At 69.2% G+C, this 12,367-nt stretch carries 16 protein-coding genes; 9 read left to right on the top strand and 7 right to left on the bottom strand.

Going from position 1 to position 12,367, the window contains the following annotated elements; translation table 11 throughout:
* Nucleotides 1–3 precede the first annotated feature (3 nt).
* Together AVL48_RS29795 and AVL48_RS29800 are read right to left on the bottom strand one after the other, a co-directional pair.
* Entirely contained in the window at nt 4–996 is a 993-nt protein-coding gene (locus AVL48_RS29795; RefSeq protein WP_061988414.1) for a cytochrome d ubiquinol oxidase subunit II, read from the bottom strand.
* 3 nt (nt 997–999) lie between these two features.
* A complete protein-coding gene (locus tag AVL48_RS29800; RefSeq protein ID WP_061988412.1) occupies nt 1,000–2,178 on the bottom strand; it encodes a cytochrome ubiquinol oxidase subunit I in 1,179 nt (392 codons plus the stop codon).
* A 140-nt stretch (nt 2,179–2,318) separates the two neighbouring features.
* On the opposite strand from AVL48_RS29800, the gene AVL48_RS29805 reads away from it, so the two are divergent.
* The 6 genes from AVL48_RS29805 to AVL48_RS29830 are packed head-to-tail and all read left to right on the top strand — an operon-like array spanning nt 2,319 to nt 5,329.
* Nucleotides 2,319–2,645 (top strand): helix-turn-helix transcriptional regulator, encoded by a 327-nt coding sequence (locus AVL48_RS29805; RefSeq protein ID WP_061988410.1) that lies wholly within the window; start codon nt 2,319–2,321, stop codon nt 2,643–2,645.
* The gene (locus AVL48_RS29810) at nt 2,642–3,316 is read left to right on the top strand and encodes a permease prefix domain 1-containing protein (RefSeq protein WP_061988408.1); all 675 of its coding nucleotides are present in this window, start codon (nt 2,642–2,644) and stop codon (nt 3,314–3,316) included. The genes AVL48_RS29805 and AVL48_RS29810 overlap by 4 nt, the downstream gene beginning before the upstream one ends.
* 28 nt (nt 3,317–3,344) lie before the next feature.
* Nucleotides 3,345–4,019, top strand: a complete 675-nt coding sequence (locus AVL48_RS29815; RefSeq protein ID WP_082857794.1) for a permease prefix domain 1-containing protein — start codon at nt 3,345–3,347, stop codon at nt 4,017–4,019.
* Entirely contained in the window at nt 4,016–4,318 is a 303-nt protein-coding gene (locus AVL48_RS29820; protein WP_061988406.1) for a DivIVA domain-containing protein, read from the top strand. The genes AVL48_RS29815 and AVL48_RS29820 overlap by 4 nt, the downstream gene beginning before the upstream one ends.
* Nucleotides 4,315–4,764, top strand: coding sequence for an SRPBCC family protein (locus AVL48_RS29825; protein ID WP_061988404.1), 450 nt, complete (start codon nt 4,315–4,317; stop codon nt 4,762–4,764). Before AVL48_RS29820 ends, AVL48_RS29825 begins: the two co-directional genes overlap by 4 nt.
* Nucleotides 4,757–5,329: a DNA-3-methyladenine glycosylase I gene (locus AVL48_RS29830; protein WP_061988402.1), complete on the top strand. Its 573-nt coding sequence runs from the start codon at nt 4,757–4,759 to the stop codon at nt 5,327–5,329. The genes AVL48_RS29825 and AVL48_RS29830 overlap by 8 nt, the downstream gene beginning before the upstream one ends.
* On the opposite strand, the gene AVL48_RS29835 is transcribed toward AVL48_RS29830, so the two are convergent.
* A complete protein-coding gene (locus tag AVL48_RS29835) occupies nt 5,326–5,820 on the bottom strand; it encodes a hypothetical protein (RefSeq protein ID WP_143104652.1) in 495 nt (164 codons plus the stop codon). The genes AVL48_RS29830 and AVL48_RS29835 overlap by 4 nt on opposite strands.
* 103 nt (nt 5,821–5,923) lie before the next feature.
* Nucleotides 5,924–6,718 (bottom strand): enoyl-CoA hydratase/isomerase family protein, encoded by a 795-nt coding sequence (locus tag AVL48_RS29840; protein WP_061988398.1) that lies wholly within the window; start codon nt 6,716–6,718, stop codon nt 5,924–5,926.
* A 195-nt stretch (nt 6,719–6,913) separates the two neighbouring features.
* Between AVL48_RS29840 and AVL48_RS38680 the strand changes: the two genes are divergently transcribed.
* Both AVL48_RS38680 and AVL48_RS29845 read left to right on the top strand, forming a co-directional pair.
* Entirely contained in the window at nt 6,914–7,081 is a 168-nt protein-coding gene (locus tag AVL48_RS38680) for a DUF3117 domain-containing protein (protein WP_005155393.1), read from the top strand.
* Nucleotides 7,082–7,171: 90 nt separating this feature from the next.
* Nucleotides 7,172–8,647 (top strand): leucyl aminopeptidase family protein, encoded by a 1,476-nt coding sequence (locus AVL48_RS29845; RefSeq protein WP_061988396.1) that lies wholly within the window; start codon nt 7,172–7,174, stop codon nt 8,645–8,647.
* 7 nt (nt 8,648–8,654) lie between these two features.
* Here the strand turns inward: AVL48_RS29845 and AVL48_RS29850 are convergent, their stop codons facing one another.
* Together AVL48_RS29850 and AVL48_RS29855 are read right to left on the bottom strand one after the other, a co-directional pair.
* Nucleotides 8,655–9,266 carry a phosphatase PAP2 family protein gene (locus AVL48_RS29850; RefSeq protein WP_061988394.1) on the bottom strand — a complete coding sequence of 204 codons (612 nt, stop codon included), beginning with the start codon at nt 9,264–9,266 and terminating at the stop codon, nt 8,655–8,657.
* 69 nt (nt 9,267–9,335) lie between these two features.
* Nucleotides 9,336–10,220: a LysR family transcriptional regulator gene (locus tag AVL48_RS29855; RefSeq protein WP_425266082.1), complete on the bottom strand. Its 885-nt coding sequence runs from the start codon at nt 10,218–10,220 to the stop codon at nt 9,336–9,338.
* Nucleotides 10,221–10,325: 105 nt separating this feature from the next.
* Here AVL48_RS29855 and AVL48_RS29860 point away from each other — a divergent pair, with 105 nt between their 5' ends.
* The gene (locus tag AVL48_RS29860; protein ID WP_177242265.1) at nt 10,326–11,561 is read left to right on the top strand and encodes an MFS transporter; all 1,236 of its coding nucleotides are present in this window, start codon (nt 10,326–10,328) and stop codon (nt 11,559–11,561) included.
* A gap of 21 nt (nt 11,562–11,582) precedes the next feature.
* On the opposite strand, the gene AVL48_RS29865 is transcribed toward AVL48_RS29860, so the two are convergent.
* Entirely contained in the window at nt 11,583–12,236 is a 654-nt protein-coding gene (locus AVL48_RS29865) for an O-methyltransferase (protein WP_061988388.1), read from the bottom strand.
* Nucleotides 12,237–12,367: the final 131 nt, after the last annotated feature.

The following is a 12,367-nucleotide window of genomic DNA, read 5'->3' on the forward strand; positions in this document are numbered from 1 at the left end:
CTCCTAGAAGTGCAGCAGCGAGCGCTGGTCGACCCGCCCGGCGTTCCGCCGCCAGGTCACCCACTGCACCGCCGCGATGACCACCAGCGCGGGCGGCAGGACGAACGAGAGCAGACCGAGCGTTTCGGTGCTGGCGGCGGCTTCGGTCAAGCTCAAGGAGAACCCACCATCCACAGAGGACACCAGGGCGTCCGGAAGGCGCAGTGTCCCGACGGCCAGCACTGGCGACGCCGACAGGACCATCGTGGCGACCAGTGCCGACCTGTGCCGTCCGGCGCGCAGTGCCGCGGCCGCGGCCACCAACGCGCCGAACGCCAGCACGATCGCGGGCACTACGGTCCACGACGCGGTGGCCTCGAAGGCGCCCCAGCCGACCGCCACGACCAGGAACGCGAACGCGGGTGCGAGCAACGCCTTGGCCGTCCGGTTCGCGCGGGCGGTGAACTCGGACGGTGCCCGGACGGCGAGGAAAGCCGCTCCCTGCAAGGCGAACAGCGCGACGAACCCGGCTCCCCACAGCAGCGCGTACGGTTCGAACGCGGCGAGGACACCGCCGGTCGGCAGCCCGGCGACGTCGAGCGGGAGCCCGAGAACGAGGTTGCCGAGGAACACGCCCCAGGACACCGCCGTCACCCAGGCGCCGACGGTGATCGCCAGTGTCCACGTGCCGCGTCCGGCGTCCGGCCGCCTGCTGCGCAGCTGCACCGCCGCGGTGAACGTGACCAGCCCGAGCAGCAGGGTGACGACCGGAACGTACGCCCCGGAGAACACTTTTCCTTCCAGCTGCGGGAAAGCGCCGAACAGGACGCCGACCGCGGCCACCAGCCAGACCTCGTTGGCCAGGAAGAACGGGCCGAACGCGCCGAGCACCCGCCGCCGTTCGCCCTCGTCACGGCTGAGCCTGCCGAGCAGCATCCCGACGCCGTAGTCGTAGCCCGCCAGCGCGAAATAGCCCGCGGTCAGGAAACCGAGCACACACCACCACAGGATCACCATGGGTCAGACTCCGCTCAGGACGGGAAGTTCGGCACGAGGCGCCGTCGCCTCTTCTTCGGGTTCCGGGCCGCGTTTGGCGACCCGCGACATCAACACCCAGTCGGCGATCGCGAGTACCGCGAACAGCACCGTGAAAGCGACGAACGAGAACAGGACCTGGCCCGCGGGAATCGCCGCGACGGCGTCGGCGGTGGTCAGCTGTCCGCGAATCAGCCAAGGCTGACGGCCGATCTCCCGCACCAGCCAGCCGAAGATGGCGGCGATGAACGGAAGCGAGATGGCCGGCACCATCATGTACAGCAGGGGCCGCACCTTGGTGATCCAGTTCCGGTACAGCAGTAGCGTGCCGAGGATCGAGGCGAGGAAGGCGATGAACCCGATCTGGATCATGAACCCCAGTGGCGCGCCGACCAGCGGCCCCGGTGACCTGAGCTTGTCGGGATGGTATTCGCCGAGCGGCGCGAACTGCGCGAAACCGAAGCCGATCACCATCGTGGACCCGGCCAGCGAGGTCAGCACGCCGATCCGCATCGAACGCCGGAAGAACTCGATCTCCTTGGTGTGCTTGATGAAGTGGTACGCGCTGACGCCGACCACGAAGAAACCACCGGTCATCAGCGCCGCGCTCAGCACATGCGGCAGCGACATCGCCAGCGCCGGGTTGGTGAACAGCGCGCCGAAGTCGTCGAGTTTCAGCACCCCGTTCTCGGCGTGGGTTCCGACCGGGTTCTGCAGGAACGAGTTGGCCACCATGATGAACAACGCCGAGGCGTAGGCGGTCAGCGTGATCAGCCAGATCAGCGCGAGGTGGACCCATTTGTTCAGCCGCCCCCAGCCGAAGATCCACAGGCCGAGGAAGGTCGATTCGGCGAAGAACGCCACCAGCGTCTCGATGGCCAGCGGCGCGCCGAAGACGTCGCCCGCGACCGTGGACAACCCGGTCCAGGTCAGCCCGAACTGGAATTCCATCACGATTCCGGTGACGATTCCCAGCGCGTAATTGATCACGTAAAGCCTGCCCCAGAAGCGCGTCATCCGCATCAGCTCGGGCTTGCCGCCGAGCGCGGAGCGTGTCTGCATCACCGCGACGAGTGTCACGAGCCCCAGTGTGAGCAGCACGAACAGGAAGTGGAACGAGGTCGTCGTCGCGAACTGGAGTCTCGCGATCGGGAGTGCGTCCATGCCGATGCACTGTATACGTAGGCTGCCTACATGTAGCCACTAAATCTATGAAATCGGGGTGATCTAGGGGACATTCCCTGAGGCGCTTCCGGGCAGAACCCCAGTACCCTGATGATCGATAATGTGTAGACTGTCTATCTATGAAGGCCGACAGTCTGCGCGGGCACCTCGACGCGCTGCTCCTCGCCGTCCTCGACGGCCGGAAGCTGCACGGATACGCCATCATCGAGGCGCTCCAGCTGCGCAGCGACGGGGCGCTGGACCTGCCGACGGGCACCGTCTATCCGGCGCTCCGCCGGTTGGAGCGCGCCGGATTCCTCGCCAGCGAGTGGGACGTGGTGTCCGGTCGCAAACGTCGTACGTACAGGCTGACCCGCCCCGGGCAGAAGGCGCTCGCCGCGGAACGGGCGGAGTGGCAGGAGTTCACCACGGTCATAGGTGGTGTCCTCGGGGGGAGCACGGCATGAGCGCGATCGAGCCTTACCTCTCGGAGCTGGCCAGCGGGTTGAGCGGGCCGGCGAGGGCCAAGGCCGATCTGCTCACCGAGGCGAGGGATGGTCTGCACGACGCTGCCGAGGCGTATCGCGAGGGCGGCGTCGAAGCGGCGGAAGCCGAACGACGGGCCGTCGCCGATTTCGGCCCGGTCGACCTGATCGCCCGTGCCTACCAGGCCGAACTGGGACTTCGTCGCGACATTCGCGTGCTGTGGGAGCTGATCGTCGGGGTCCCGGTGTTCATCTTCGCCTGGGACTTCGCGCGGGTGCTGAGTTCCGACGAGTGGTCGCGGTACGCGGGGTCGACGCCCGGCTGGTACCTCCGCGCGATCGGCGCGGCCGACACGCTGGCGGCGCTGTCCCCGGCGGTCGCGATCGGCGGCGTGATCATCGCGCGGCTGCTCTCCCGGCGCGCGGACGGTGCGGCGACGGCGCGGCCGGTCTCGTTGTCCGTGGCCGGGGCCTTGGGGCTGAATCTGCTGGCACTCGCGATGTACAGCGGCGCGACCGGGCTGCTGGAGCCCGCCCGGCTGATCATCAGCGTCCCGTGCGCGGTCCTTTCGGGGGCGTGGATCTTGTTCAGCATGCGGCTCACGGTCGCCGCGCGCCGCCACCGGCGGCCGGAAATGGCGATCGCGGCTTGACCGCGCGGAGTCTCGGGAGAACTACGGCATGACTGTGATCGAGGCCTATCTCGGTGATCTGCGCGCGCGGCTCGACGGCCCGGCGTCGGCGAAGCGGGATCTGCTGCGCGAAGCGCGCGACGGGCTCAACGACGCCGCCGACGCCTACCGCGAGGGCGGCTGGAGCGAACAGGAAGCGCAGCGGCGCGCCGTCGACGATTTCGGGCCGGTGCACCTGATCGCGCAGGGTTACCAGACCGAACTCGGGATGCACAGCGGCACCCGCACGCTCTGGAAACTGATCCTCGGCGTGCCGTTGATGCAGCTCGCCTGGGACTTCGCCCGCAAGTGGACCTTCGGTGACTGGTCGCAGTTCACGACGCCGACGCCTGCTTGGTACAAGTACATCGCCCAGTTCACCCACGGTTCGGTGTTCCTCGTGCCGGTGCTGGGCGTTTTCGCGCTCGTCTGCATGCGCTGGCTCTCGCGGCGGATGGACGGCGTCCGGCTGGTCCGGACCGCCGGCGTGCTGATCGGCGAGGCCGTCGGGCTGAACCTGCTTTCGGTGGCACTGCTGGTGTTCGCCACCGGGTTCATCGACGCGTCCCGGCTGTTCCTGTCCGTGCCGTGCGGGATCCTGATGATCGTCTGGGTGGTGCTCAGCGTGCGACTCGCCTTGCTGGCGAGACGATCGTGGCGTTCGTGTGCCACGATCGTCGCGTGACGACCGCCCTGATCTACCTCCTAGTCATGCTGCTGGTGGCCGCAGTGGTGTTTCTGCTGGCCGCCGTGGTGTTCGGCCGGGGTGAGGAACTGGCCCCGCTGCCGCCCGGCAGTTCGCCGACCAGGCTGCCCGCCGAGGACATCACCGCCGAGGACATCCACGCTGTCCGCTACCAGCTGGTGCTGCGCGGGTACAAGATGTCCGAAGTGGACTGGGTGATGCGGCGGCTCGGCGTCGAGATCGACGAATTGCGCGCCAGGGTGGCGGAGCTGGAGGCCGAACGCGAGGGCGCCAGGTGACCGACGTCGTCGTCTCCGTCGACGTCGCGGTACCGGCCGGGACGGCTTGGCTCGCGCTGACCGATTGGGAACGCCAGGGCGAGTGGATGCTCGGCACCCACGTCAAGGTCGTCGAGGGCAACGGGCGCAGTGTCGGCTCGAAGCTGTCGGCCTTCACCGGCGTCGCGGGGATCGGGTTCACCGACACCATGGAGATCACCAGCTGGGAACCGCCGCTGCGCTGCGTCGTGCGGCACCTCGGCAAGATCGTGCAGGGCACCGGGGTGTTCCAGGTGATCGAGAAGGGGCCGCATTCGTCGACCTTCGTCTGGGCGGAGCATCTGCGGCCGCCGTTCGGCGTCGTCGGGCGGCTCGGCTGGCCGGTCGCGAAACCGGGATTCGAGCTGGGATTGCGGCTGAGCCTGCAAAGGTTCGCGAAATACGCGGAGGGGTACCGGGTTGGCTGAGGCGGGTCTGCTGGGTTCGGACGGGATCAAGCGGTGTTCGTGGGGCAACTCCGCCCCGGACTACGTCGAGTACCACGACACCGAATGGGGCGTCGAACTCCACGGTGACGAGGAGTTGTACGAGCGCCTGTGCCTGGAGTCGTTCCAGTCCGGGCTCTCGTGGATCACGATCCTGCGGAAGCGGGAGTCATTCCGAAAGGCGTTCAAGCGGTTCAAGCCGAAGAAGGTCGCGGCCTTCACCGACGACGACGTCGCCCGGCTCATGGAAGACGCGTCGATCGTGCGGAACCGGGCGAAGATCCTGGCGGCGATCACCAACGCGCGCGCGATCGAGCAGCTGGACGGTTCGCTGGACGACCTGCTGTGGTCGTTCGCGCCTGAGTCGCCTGTCCGGCCTCGCACGATGGCCGACGTCCCGGCGATCACGGACGAGTCGAAGGCGATGGCGAAGGAACTCAAGAAGCGCGGCTTCGTCTTCCTGGGGCCGACGACGTGTTACGCGCTGATGCAGGCGACCGGGATGGTCAACGACCACGTGAGGGAATGCTTCCGGGCGAAGGGTTAGCTCGGCTCGGATCGGGCGTGGAGGTCTTCGGCCAGCCGTTGGAGCGTCCGGTAGGTGCCGTCGAACTCGATCACGCCACCGTCGCGCAGTTCGATGGCGCATTTCGCGGCGTACGCGAAGGGGACGACGTAGTTGAACCAGTACTCGGTGCTTTCGTAACGCACTGAGCGGACTTCGGCCCACGTGATCGCGTGCGGGACTTTGGTTCCGTAGACCTCCGCGAAACCGCCGGTGAAGACGTAGAGGCCGCCGTCGAGACGCTTCCGCGTCGACACACACCACCACAGGAAGAGCGGCGGCCACACGAACAGCACTATGGCCAGCGCTCCCGTCAGGTCACCTTCGCGGATCCCGAGCGCCAGAGCGCCCGCGAGTGGCGCGAAGGCGAAGAAGGTTCCGATCACCCCTGGTCGACGGCGGTAGCGACGAAGGCAGTCGCCGAGGTCGTGTTCCGCGGCTTTCGCCTGGAGGTGGGGCGGCGTCGGGATCACGTCAGGATGCTAGGCGCTCGATACCGGTCCCAAGAGCGCTATGAAGGACGCTTTCCTAGCGAAATTTGCGATGAAAGCGTCCTTCATTGCACGTCGGGACCGGCTACTTGCCCTGGAAGTTCGGCTTGCGCTTGCCCACGAACGCCTCGACGGCCTCGGTGTGGTCGGCCGTCGCGCCGAGCGCGGTCTGGGCCTCGTCCTCGGCGGCCAGCGCGGTTTCGAGGGACGACTCGGCCGCCACCGACAGGACGTTCTTGATCTTCGCGTAGGCGACCGTCGGGCCCGCCGCGAGCTTCGCGGCGACCTTCTGCGCGCGAGCCGCCAGTTCCTCGTCCGGGACGACCTCGCCGACCAGGCCCAGCTTCAGCGCCTCGGCCGAATCGACCGTGCGCGCCAGCAACATGAGTTCAGCGGCGCGGCCGAGGCCGATCAGCCGCTGCAGCGTCCACGAAGCGCCCGAGTCCGGGCCGAGGCCGACGTTCGCGAACGCCATCAGGAAGTTCGCCGACGTCGCCGCGATCCGGAGATCGCTCGCGTAGGCGAAGGCCGCGCCCGCGCCCGCGGCGGGGCCGTTCACCGCCGCGATCACCGGCTTCGGCATCCCCACGATCGTCTTGACGATCGGGTTGTAGTGCTCCTTGACCGTGTGTAGCGGCGCCGGGTCACCCGCTTGCAGCAGCCCGACGTGCTCTTTCAGATCCTGCCCGGCGCAGAACGCCTTCCCCGAACCGGTCAGCACGACCGCGCGGACACTGTCGTCGGCCGCGGCTTCGGTCAGCCCCGCCAGCAGCAGTTCCTTGAGTTCGACGGTCAGCGAGTTGTACGCCTGCGGCCGGTTCAGCGTGAAGGTGCGCACGCCATCGGCGTCGGCGGTCAACAGAACGTCGGATGTGGTCACGGGATCTCCTAGTCGGCGAAACTGCGGTCTTGGGGAAGTCTTTCAGCCTCGCGAGCCGCATACCAGCACCGATACGGCGGCAAAAGATCGGTCCGCGTTCGCGCTCGGCCGCTGATGAGGGACAATGGACAGTAGACCCGGCTGGCTTTGACGAGCGCGACCCGGGCGCGCCGGTTGAGACGGAGGGAGCACGCTATGGCGGCCATGAAGCCCCGGACCGGAGATGGTCCCCTCGAAGTGACTAAGGAGGGGCGGGGCCTCGTGATGCGCGTACCACTCGAGGGTGGTGGGCGCCTCGTCGTCGAACTCTCCGCGGAAGAAGCGAAGGATCTCGGCGCTGCCTTGCAGGAGGTCACCGGCTGAGCCGGACCGCACCTACGTTCAACCACCCGCACCCCGGTCTCCCTTCGGAGGCCGGGGTCGCGGTTCATCTGCGCCCGGAGGTCGCTCACTGTGCGTAACCCGCTACCCCCCGTTCCGGGGAAGCTACTCGAACTCGAGGTCTCGGCCGATCTGCGGCGCGGTACGCCGCTGGCCACGCTGATCGCGGCGCCGTCCGAAGAGGACGGTGACGCCGGCCTCGAGGAGATCGGGGGCGTGCGGCCCACCGGCAAGGCCGGTGACGTGCAGACCGTGCCGACCGGCGGCACCCGCTGGCTGGCGGGTGTCGGCGACGGCGAACCGCGCCACTACCGCAAGGCCGGTGCCGCGCTGGTCCGCGCCGTCTCGGCGGCGCTGGACGAAGACGTGAAGGCGGGAGAGAAGGCGTTCCGCGCCTTCGCCGTCGAATTGCCGGAAGACGCCGGTGCCGAGCACGTCGAGGAGCTGGCGTTCGGGCTGCTGCTCGGCGGCTACCGGTTCACGGTGACGGCCGAGGAGCCGAAGCCGAGTCTGCGGACAGTGCGGTTGCTCACTCGCCACGAGCGCGCCGTGCCCGCGTACGAGAAGGTGCTGGAGCGGGTCCGCGAACTCGCCGCGGCCGCCTCCTTCGCGCGCGATCTGGCGAACGCGCCTTCGAACATCAAGACGCCTGCCTGGCTCGCCGACACCACCGCCCGTGTGGCAGGCGGAATTCCGAACCTGACCGTCTCCGTGCGGGACGAGAAGTGGCTGGCGGAGCAGGGCTTCGGCGGCGTCCTTGCCGTCGGCGGCGGCTCGGCCGCGCCGCCCCGGCTGATCGAGCTGGAATACCGGCCGCGCGGGGCGACGACGCATCTGCTGCTGGTCGGCAAGGGCATCACCTTCGACACCGGCGGTCTCTCGATCAAACCGGCCGACGGCATGCACCTCATGCGTACCGACATGGCGGGCGGTGCGGCGATCATCGCCGCCGTCCGCGCGATCGCCGCGCTGCGTCTGCCGGTCAAGGTGACCGGTCTGGTGCCCGCCGCGGAGAACCACGTGTCCGGCTCGTCGTACCGGCCGGGCGACATCGTCCGGCACTACGGCGGCAAGACGACCGAAGTGGGCAACACCGACGCCGAGGGCCGCATGGTGCTGGCCGACGCGCTCGTCTACGGCATCGAGAAGCACAAGCCGGACGCCGTGATCGACGCGGCGACGCTGACCGGGGCGATGAAGGTTTCGCTCGGCGTCCGCACCGGCGGCGTGTTCGCCACCGACGACGCGCTCGCGGAGCGGGTCACGAAGGCGGGCGAGCGGGTCGGCGAGGCGTGGTGGCGGATGCCGCTGCTGGAGGACCTCGCCGAGACCGTGCAGGGCTCGCTCGGCGACGTCCGGCAGGCGCCGGGTGGCCCCGGCGGCATCGTCGCGGCGCTGTTCCTGCGGGAGTTCGTCGGTGACGTGCCGTGGGCGCATCTCGACATCGCCGGGCCCGCGCGGGCCGACAAGACCTACGCCGACGTCGTGCCCGGAGCCACCGGTTTCGCCGCGCGGACGCTGGTCGAACTGGTCGCTTCCTACGCCTGACCTGCGGTTACCTGCGGGGCGGGAGCAAGGGACCTTTGCTGTCGCCCCGCAGGTCCACCTTGGGCATGGGCTGGGTCGGCGCGTCACCGGCATGGGCGGTGAGCCTGCGGGCGAACCTGGTCGCGGGGCCGGTCAGGTACCGGAACACGAGCCACGCCGTCACGGCGCCGAGGACGAGTCCGGCGAGAACGTCGTGCGGGTAGTGCGCGCCGACGAAGACCCGAGAGAAGCCCATCAACGCCGCACCCGGGAGCACCCACGCCGCGAGTCGCCGCCAGGCGAGTGCCAGCCCGACGGCGGCCGCCGCGGCGATCGTGGCGTGGTTGCTCGGGAAGGACCAGTCGTCGAGCGGCGGGCAGTGGACGAGCGTGACGAGGTTCCGGCACGGCCGGTCCTCCTGGAGCACGCTCTTCACGCCTTCACTGATCAGGTACGCGATCGCGGTCGCGGCGGGCGGCAGCAGCGCCACGGCGATCCGGACGGGCGAAGTGCGCGCCCTCCACGACATCCAGGCGAAAAGCGCCACGAAGACGAGCAGTCCTGCTTCGGTGAACACGATTCCCGCCGCCTGGAGCCAGCCCGGGCTCTCACCCGCCAACTCCACGATGTCGTCGTACATTCACCCGAAGTTAGCGAAAACATCGCGCCCGCGAGATGGAGGAACGGCAGTGACCGACCCTGACGATCGTCAACGGGGCTGAGCGCGGACCCGCTCCCGGAACCGCGCGACCGCGGGCGGCAGGACGACGTCCTTGCGCCACGCCAGCCCGATGGTCCGCCCGACCGGTGGCACCAGCGGGACTTCCGCGACGCCCGCCGGGCTGCCGGGTTCGAAGCGGGGGAGCAGCGCCACGCCGAGTCCGGCCGCGACCAGCCCTCGCACGGTGTCGGACTCCTGCCCTTCGAAGGCGATCTTCGGTTCGAAGCCGGCCGCGGCGCACAGGTCGTCGGTGATCGTGCGAAGGCCGTAGCCGGTCTCAAGAAGGACGAATTCCTCGTCCTTGAGGTCTTCGATGGCGGCGCTCGGCTGGCCGGCGAGGCGGTGCGACGTCGGAACGGATAGGAAGATCTCCTGCTCGGCGAGTACCGCGGTGTCGAGGAGCGGGTCGTCGACGGGGGCTGGCGCGAGCAGCGCGAGATCGAGTTCGCCGCTGGTCAGCCTGTCGACCATGTCCTGTCGTGAGCCTTGGACCAGCGTGAAGCGCACGTGGGGGTGGTCTGCGCGGTAGCCGCGGAGCAGCGTGGGAACCAGCGACCGGCCGAGCAGGTGCAGGAAGCCGAGGACGATGTGACCGGATTCGGGGTCGACCTCTTCGCGGGCTTGGCGGACTCCGGTGTCGACGGCGGCGAGGGCGCGTTCGGCGGCGTCGGCCAGCAGTTCCGCGGCCCGGGTGAGCCGGATGCCGCGGCCGTCGGGGACGGTCAGCGGGGCGCCGAGCGCGTCGCCGAGCGCCGCGATCCGGCGGCTGACCGTGGGCTGCGGGACGCCGAGGAGTTCGGCCGCGCGTGTGACGTTCGTCGTACGGCGGAGTGCGGTGAGGAGCGCGAGCTGAGGAGCTAGCTGGGCGGTCATCCTCTCATTCAGCATGGTATCGATTGTCGCAGATGAACGTATTAGACGTATTGGTTAGCGGGGCTTAGCTTCGAGACCGTGCCCGCAACCGGAACCACACGCCGCGTGACGATCGCCGTCGCCGCGGCTGGGATCTCCTCGTTCGCTCTGCTTTACGCGCCACAGCCGGTGCTGCCGCAGCTGGCCGAGCAGTACCACCTCGATCCCGGTGGCGCTTCGCTCGCGGTGAGTGTCGCGACCGGCGCGCTCGCGATCGCCGTACTGCCCATCGCGGCGCTTTCGGAGGTCGTGGGACGGCGTCCGGTGATCATCACCTCGGTGGTCGCTTCGGTCGTGTTCGGTTTTCTGCTGCCGCTGGCGCCCAGCTATCCGGCGCTGCTCGTGCTGCGGGCGCTCCAAGGAGTCGCCATCGCCGGGTTCCCCGGAGTCGCCGCGGCCTACCTCGCGGAACGGCTCGGCAAGGCCGGGCTCGCGGCGGCGGTGGGCGCGATGATCGCCGGGAACACCGTCGGCGGGATGGTCGGCAGGCTCGCGGCGGGGTTCACCGCCGGCCCCTTCGGCTACCACGGCGCGCTGATCGTCGTCGCGGTGATCGGGCTGGTCTGCACGGTGGTCACGGTGCTGGCCCTGCCGCGGGGGGAGCAAGGGACCTTTGCTCTCACTTTCGCGGATCGCCGCAGGTCAGCGGTACTGCGCGAGCAAGGCCGCGCGGTCCTCGCGGGGCTCGGGGCAGCCGTCCGGAAGCCGGTCCTCCTGGTCCAGTACGCCGTCGCGCTCCTGGCGATGGGCTCGTTCGTCGCGCTCTACAACGCCGCCGGCTTCCGGATGACCGGCGAGCCGCTGGACCTCTCACCCGCGATCGCGTCGCTGGTCTTCCTCGCCTACGCGATGGGCTCGGTCTCGTCGGCGACCGCGGGCAAGCTCGTCGGCCGCTTCGGACGTCGCGGGTCGCTCGCGGGGGCTTTGCTGCTCACGATCGCCGGAGCGGCGCTGACGTTGCCCGATTCGCTGCCGCTCGTCATCGCCGGGTTCGTCGTGCTGACCGGTGCCTTCTTCGCCGCTCACGCCGTCGCCAACGGCTGGGCCGCCGCGGAGGCGCCCGAGAACGCCCGTGGCCAGGTGGGCGGGCTCTACACGCTGTCGTACTACCTCGGCAGCAGCGTCGGCGGCGCCGCCGGGGCCAGCGTCTACGGGCACGCGGGCTGGACCTGGCTGATCGCGCTCACCGCCTGCTGGCTGGCCCTCGCGGTGGCCGCCGTGGTCGTGATGGTCCCCCGTTCCGTGAAGGTCTCCTTCCCTACCCTCAAAGTAGGGAAGGAGGCCTTCACGGAACGGGCCTGAGGCGATAGCAAAGGTCCCTTGCTACGCGATCGCGGCGACCAGCAGCCCGCCGCCGACCGGGAGCAGCGCCGGAACCAGCCGCTCGTCCTCCCGGAAGGCCCGCGCGACCTCGCGCAGCGCCAGCGTGTCCGGATCCCGCCGTGAGGGATCCGTCACCCTGGTCCCCGAGACGTTGTGGAACGCCAATATCCCGCCGGGCCGAAGCAGCGCGACGGCCTTCTCGTAGCAACTCGGGTACTCGATCGGCGCCGAGTCGACGAACACCAGGTCGTAGCCGCCGGGGGTGAGCCGGGGGAGGACGTCGAGCGCGCGGCCCATGATCAGCCGGGTCCGCCCCGGCGGGTAGCCCGCCTCGCGGAACGCCGCCCTCGCCGCCCGGTGGTACTCCGGTTCGATGTCGATCGAGGTCAGGATCCCGTCGTCGACCATGCCCCTGAGCAGGCACAACCCGCTCACCCCTGCCCCGGTCCCGACCTCGACGACGGCTTTCGCGCGCAGTGTCGTGGCGAGGAAACGCAAGGTCGCGCCGGCGCCCGCGCTCAGCGGACCGCACCCCAGATCGGCCGACCGCGCCCGCGCGGTGGCCAGTACCTCGTCGTCGGGGTGGTACCCGTCGACGATGAGGCCCGCGTCGGCGGTCTCGGCAGGCGAGCCCGCATGCGTCCCGGAATTCACACGCGGAGGTTAGCGCTGCTTATCGACAAAAGAGCGAAGACTCCCTGCTACCGAACTTCTCAGCCTCCTCTCAGTCCAGTCTCACTAGAAACATAAGCAGGCCGGACAGACTGGTCCTCGACAACGGGAAC

Source organism: Amycolatopsis regifaucium (genome assembly GCF_001613935.1).
Taxonomy (GTDB): Bacteria; Actinomycetota; Actinomycetes; order Mycobacteriales; family Pseudonocardiaceae; genus Amycolatopsis; species Amycolatopsis regifaucium.